Here is a 5,656-nt window from a genome sequence, read left to right as displayed (position 1 = left end):
GGGAATGCTGGGCAGGTCTTCGGCAACGGCGGTCATGGCGGCGACGGCGGCAGCGGCGGCAACGCCAACGCTGGCACCACCGGTTCTGCCAGCAGCGCAGGCGGCGCCGGCGGGAATGGCGGCAACGGCGGTAGCGGTGGCTCCGGCGGCCGCAGCGGGCTACTGGTCGGAAACGGCGGCAGCGGCGGCAACGGCGCGAGCGGTGGTTTCGGCGGCAACGCCGGCAATGGAGGCGCTGGTGGTGCCAACGGCGGAAACGGCGGAAACGGTGGAACCGGCGCGAGCGGTGGAGCCGGCGCCAACGGTGGCATGCTGTTCGGCCAAGGCGGTAGCGGCGGCTCCGCCGGCAGCGGCGGCACCGGTGGCGCCGGGGGTGACGGGACCGCGTCCACGGTTGCCGGCAACACCGGCGGCAAGGGCGGCAACGGCGGCCTAGGCGGTGCCGCAGGCACGGTCGGCGCCGCCGGCACCGGCCTCAGTGGCGCTGGCAGCGCGGGTAGCGCAGGCACCGGCGGTAACGGCGGCAACGGCCCCGGCGAAAACGGCACCAGCGCCACCAACTTCGGTGGCCAGGGCGGCGACGGTGGCCGAGGTGGGGCCGGAGGCGCGGGCGGCAGCTCCGCCACCGGAATCAACGGCAACGGTGGTGGTGGTGGCGGCGGCGGCACCGGCGGTGACGGCGGCGACAACACGGCCAGCGTGGCTAGCACCTTCAACGTCTTCGGCGGTGGCGGTGGCGGTGGCGGCGCCGGTGGCATCGGCGGCGACGCCGGTGCCGGCCTCGGCAAGGCCGGCATCGGCGGCAGCGGCGGCAGCGGCGGTGGCGGCGGCACCGGCGGCGCCGGCGGCGCCGGCGGCGCCGGTGGGCAAGGCGGGGACGGCATGAACGGTGCCCTCGCTCACTCCGCGGGCGCGGCCGGCGGCGATGGCGGCAACGGAGGGGCCGGCGGCGCCGGCGGCAACGGCGGCAAGGGTGGGGCCGCGACCCATGGCCAGGTGGGCAGCGACGGCGTTGGCGGCAATGGCGGCAACGGTGGTGCCGGCGGGAAACCAGGTAACGGTGCCGATGGCGCGACCGGGCCCGTCGGCGAAAGCGGCGGGGCCGGCGGCAACGGTGGAAATGCCGGCACCAGCGGCGCGGGCGGTTTCGGCGGCAGCGGCGGCAACGGCGGCACCGGCGGCAGCGGAATCAACGGCGGCACGGGCGGCGCCGGCGGGACCGGCGGCACCGGCGGCAACGGTGAAGGCATCGGCGTCGGTGACGGCGACGGCGGGGTCGGCGGGACCGGCGGCACCGGCGGGGAAGGCGCCGACCTGAACCAGTCCCGCGGCGGGGACGGCGCAACCGGCGGGACCGGCGGGACCGGCGGGACCGGTAATGGCGGGCCCGGCGGCCCCCCCAGCCGGGCCAGGACGGTAGCAGCCACGACGAGTACGCCGGCGGTGCGGGCGGCGCCGGCGGAACCGGGGGCCCCGCATAACGGTGATATTGAGCGCGATGTGGCACCGACGTAGCTTCAGCCATCGCGGTCAACTCGGAGACCACACAAGGGTGGGGACTCGATGCCGTCGCTGTAGCGATGCCCGCGGGAATAGCTGCGAGTATCACCCAGCGCCCGCCACAAGCCCTTCCGGCACTGCCGACGTTGCCGCCGGCGCCGCCATTGCCACCGACCACATCGCTAGCCGACACCGGTGCCGCCATTCCCACCGGGCCCAACTTGGGGAAATCCCTTCAATCATGGCCAGGCCTGGGCCGCGGCGAGCAGGGCTGGTCCGGGGTGCCGAATCCTATGCCGGCCGCGGCGCTGTCGTTGGGAACCAGCGTCGGGTTCACACCGTCGATTAGCCTCACCGATCGCCGATCCACCGAATCCCGTTGCCTTGACCCATATTCCGCGCTCGAACCGATACGACAAGCCTTCGCATGTGCGGAGTGCTGTCACGGCCGAGTTCCTGCGGATAGAGGCCGACAACAATATCCCCAACTCCCAAAGAAGCGTCGATGAGCAAGGCCAAGGCTGGCGGAATGGCCAGCGACGTCACCCTCAAGTCCGTCGAATTGTCCGGCACCACAGGCTATTCCGAGGAATCACTGTTGGAGAGGCCCGGTTCATTCGACGCCCGTGCCCGCACCGAGCGGACGTGTGGGATCAGTCGTCGAACTCCCCGAAGATCTGGGAGTACGCAAAGGTGCTTTGCGACACGCCACTGCTGGTGTTCGACAGGACCCCCACCGGACCTGAGTAGTCGCGGTTGATCGACCACATGTGCAGTCCGCCCAGACCCTTTTCCTCGGCGAAAGTGGTCAACTTTTGCGCGTCGGCAAGGGTGAAGACTTCCACCGGGTTGTCGTTGACTCCGATCATGGGCGTCACATCGACCATCGCCCAGATCTCCGCGTCGGTCTTCGTCGGATACAGCGGCACCAACTGATCGTGGACAGCCGTTGCCGCCTGGATCGCGTAATCGCCCATCTTGCCCTCATACGACAGACTCGGATCGAAATAGTCCATGGCCATGATGTTGACGTGTGCGATGTCCACGCCGTTGGCGATGGCGTTCGTGACCACCCGCATCCCGTCGGCGGTCAGACCCGTCGGCAGCACCGGAAGGGTGAACGAAACCTCCACCGGGGTACCGTTAGCCTCCCCCGCCGTCTGCAGCATGGTGATCGCCTGCGCACGACGTGTCAGTGACGCGACGTCACCCTGGGCCGCGCCCTCGATGTCGAAATCGAGCTTGTGGAAGCCGTAGGCGTCCATCACCGATTGGTACTTCGCGACCAGCGCGTTGACGTCCGGGGTGACCAGAGCCAGTTCCTGGTTCGCCGCACCACCGAAGGAGATGGTCGCGTCGATACCTGCGTTATGCATGGCGGTGATCTGGTCATTGATCTGATACAGCAAGCTGCCGCCGTTGACCGCGTACGCGTCAAAACCTCCCCAGGCCGCCTGCCCCTGGGAATCGGCGGTGATGAAACCGAGCACGACATGGTCGACATCCCCGAGGCCGCCGGCACCCGCGAAGTCGAACTGGGGCCACAACGTCATGTCGACATAGGGCGAGAATTCCGGAGCCCCCCAGGTGCCCGTGGTAGTGCCACCGGTGCTACCCCCGCCGCTGGTGCCGCCGCCCGTCGTGCCACCACCCGTCGTGCCACCACCCGTCGTGCCACCACCCGTCGTGCCACCGCCCGTCGTGCCACCGCCCGTCGTGCCACCACCCGTCGTGCCACCACCCGTCGTGCCACCGCCCGTCGTGCCACCGCCCGTCGTGCCACCACCGCTGGTGCCGCCGCTGACTGGTTGTCCGTTGACCACCACATTCGTCGGTGCCGAGTACGCACCGGTCTGCGAGGCCTGGAAGCCGACGGTGACCGAACCGCCCGGTGCAATCGTCTGCGTCCACGACTCAGGGGTCACGACATAGTGCGTACCGGACTGGGCAACCTGCCCGCTCCACAGACTCGTGATGGATTCATTTGCGGGAAGATCGAATTCGAGCTGCCAGTTGGTCAGCGGAGTCGTACCCGAATTGGTGATGGTGTAACTGGCCACAAAGCCGCTATCCCAGTGCGACCCCACGGCATACGTCGCCCCTACCCCGGTGGCACCACCTGTCGTCCCACCGCCGGTGGTCCCGCCGCCCGTGGTCCCGCCACCGGTGTCGCCGCCGGTGGTCCCGCCGCCCGTGGTCCCGCCACCGGTAGTCCCGCCGCCCGTCGTCCCGCCGCCGCTGGTCCCACCACCGGTGGTACCGCCACCGGTCGTGCCACCGCCGGTCGTCCCGCCACCGGTGTCGCCGCTGGTCCCACCCCCGGTGGTACCGCCTCCGGTCGTGCCACCTCCGGTGGTACCACCGCCCGTCGTGCCACCACCCGTCGTGCCACCACCGCTGGTGCCGCCGCTGACTGGTTGTCCGTTGACCACCACATTCGTCGGTGCCGAGTACGCACCGGTCTGCGAGGCCTGGAAGCCGACGGTGACCGAACCGCCCGGTGCAATCGTCTGCGTCCACGACTCAGGGGTCACGACATAGTGCGTACCGGACTGGGCAACCTGCCCGCTCCACAGACTCGTGATGGATTCATTTGCGGGAAGATCGAATTCGAGCTGCCAGTTGGTCAGCGGAGTCGTACCCGAATTGGTGATGGTGTAACTGGCCACAAAGCCGCTATCCCAGTGCGACCCCACGGCATACGTCGCCCCTACCCCGGTGGCACCACCTGTCGTCCCACCGCCGGTGGTCCCGCCGCCCGTGGTCCCGCCACCGGTGTCGCCGCCGCNCTGCCCGCTCCACAGACTCGTGATGGATTCATTTGCGGGAAGATCGAATTCGAGCTGCCAGTTGGTCAGCGGAGTCGTACCCGAATTGGTGATGGTGTAACTGGCCACAAAGCCGCTATCCCAGTGCGACCCCACGGCATACGTCGCCCCTACCCCGGTGGCACCACCTGTCGTCCCACCGCCGGTGGTCCCGCCGCCCGTGGTCCCGCCACCGGTGTCGCCGCCGCCGGTCGTCCCGCCACCGGTGTCGCCGCCGCTGGTCCCACCCCCGGTGGTCCCGCCGCCGGTCGTGCCACCGCCGTCCCCGCTGGTGCCGTCGAACTGCGCGAAGGCCTGAGAGTACTCATACGGAGTTTGTGGCACCCCACTGCCATTGGGCCCAACCACACCCAACTGGCCCGTAGTGTCACGAGCAACCGACCACATGCCCAGTTCGCCGATATCGTGCTGGTCAGCGAAGGCAACCAGCTGATGGGCATTCTCTACCGTGAAGACCTCGCTCATCACGTCATTGATTCCGATCATCGGCGTCACCCCGATCATCGACCACGCTTGCTCGCTGGTCAGCGACGGATCCATCGCCATCAACTGACCATGAACGGACTGCGCCGACATGATCGCCAAGTCGCCCATGTCCGGACTTCCGCCGCCGTGGAAAGCCTCACCGTAATCCATGGCCATGATGTTCACGCGGGTGATGTTCACGCCGTTGGCCTTAGCGATCTGCAGCACCCCCAGCCCGTCATTGGTCAGACCGGTCGGCAACACCGGAAGGGTGTAGGAAACCTCAACCGGAGTGCCCAAAGCCGCCTGCTCAGCCTGCAGCATCGCGATCGCCTGCGCCTGCCTGGTCAGCACTGGAATGTTGGCCTGCATCCCGCCTTCGACGTCGAAGTCGAGTTTGTGAATTCCGAAGGTGTTCACCACCGTTTCGTACTGCTCGGCCAGCACGGTGGCGTTCGGTGCGTTATAGGCGATATCCACGCCATTGGCACCGCCGAAAGAGATGGTCGTGTTGATTCCGGCGCCGTGCAGAGCCGAGATCTGGGAGGTGATGACCGGGTCGGTAAGCGAGTACACCCCGCCCCAGGCCGGTTGGTTCCCCGCGCCGCTGACGATGAAGGCCAGCGTGGCGTCGTCCACTCCCGCGTTGGCGAGGCTAGCGGCGTTCGCGTCATTCAGCGGGGGCCACAGCGTCATGTCGATATAGGGAGAGAACTCCCCCGTCGTCACCCCACCGGTACCCCCGCCCGTAGTCCCGCCACCGGTCGTGCCACCACCGGTAATCCCACCACCGGTCGTGCCACCGCCGCTCGCGCCCCCACCGGTCGTGCCACCACCGCCCGCGCCACCACCGCCCGCGCCAC

1 protein-coding gene and 2 pseudogenes are annotated in these 5,656 nt (G+C 68.8%); 2 read left to right on the top strand and 1 reads right to left on the bottom strand.

The annotated features are described in order from the left end of the window. Together MSIMFI_RS27370 and MSIMFI_RS27365 are read left to right on the top strand one after the other, a co-directional pair. Positions 1-1,515 (top strand): annotated as a pseudogene (locus tag MSIMFI_RS27370) (PE family protein); the annotation flags it as partial. 396 nt (positions 1,516-1,911) lie between these two features. Then, positions 1,912-2,107: pseudogene (locus MSIMFI_RS27365) on the top strand (acyl-CoA dehydrogenase family protein); the annotation flags it as partial. Between the two features lie 46 nt (positions 2,108-2,153). Here MSIMFI_RS27365 and MSIMFI_RS27360 read toward each other — a convergent pair. Next, positions 2,154-4,715 (bottom strand): cellulose binding domain-containing protein, encoded by a 2,562-nt coding sequence (locus MSIMFI_RS27360; protein WP_449870988.1) that lies wholly within the window; start codon positions 4,713-4,715, stop codon positions 2,154-2,156. Positions 4,716-5,656: the final 941 nt, after the last annotated feature.

Origin of the sequence: Mycobacterium simulans, from assembly GCF_900232995.1 — a bacterium.
GTDB classification, from domain to species: domain Bacteria; phylum Actinomycetota; class Actinomycetes; order Mycobacteriales; family Mycobacteriaceae; genus Mycobacterium; species Mycobacterium simulans.
The sequence above is the reverse complement of the archived record's forward strand: the minus strand, read 5'-3'. Positions and strand labels throughout refer to the sequence as shown.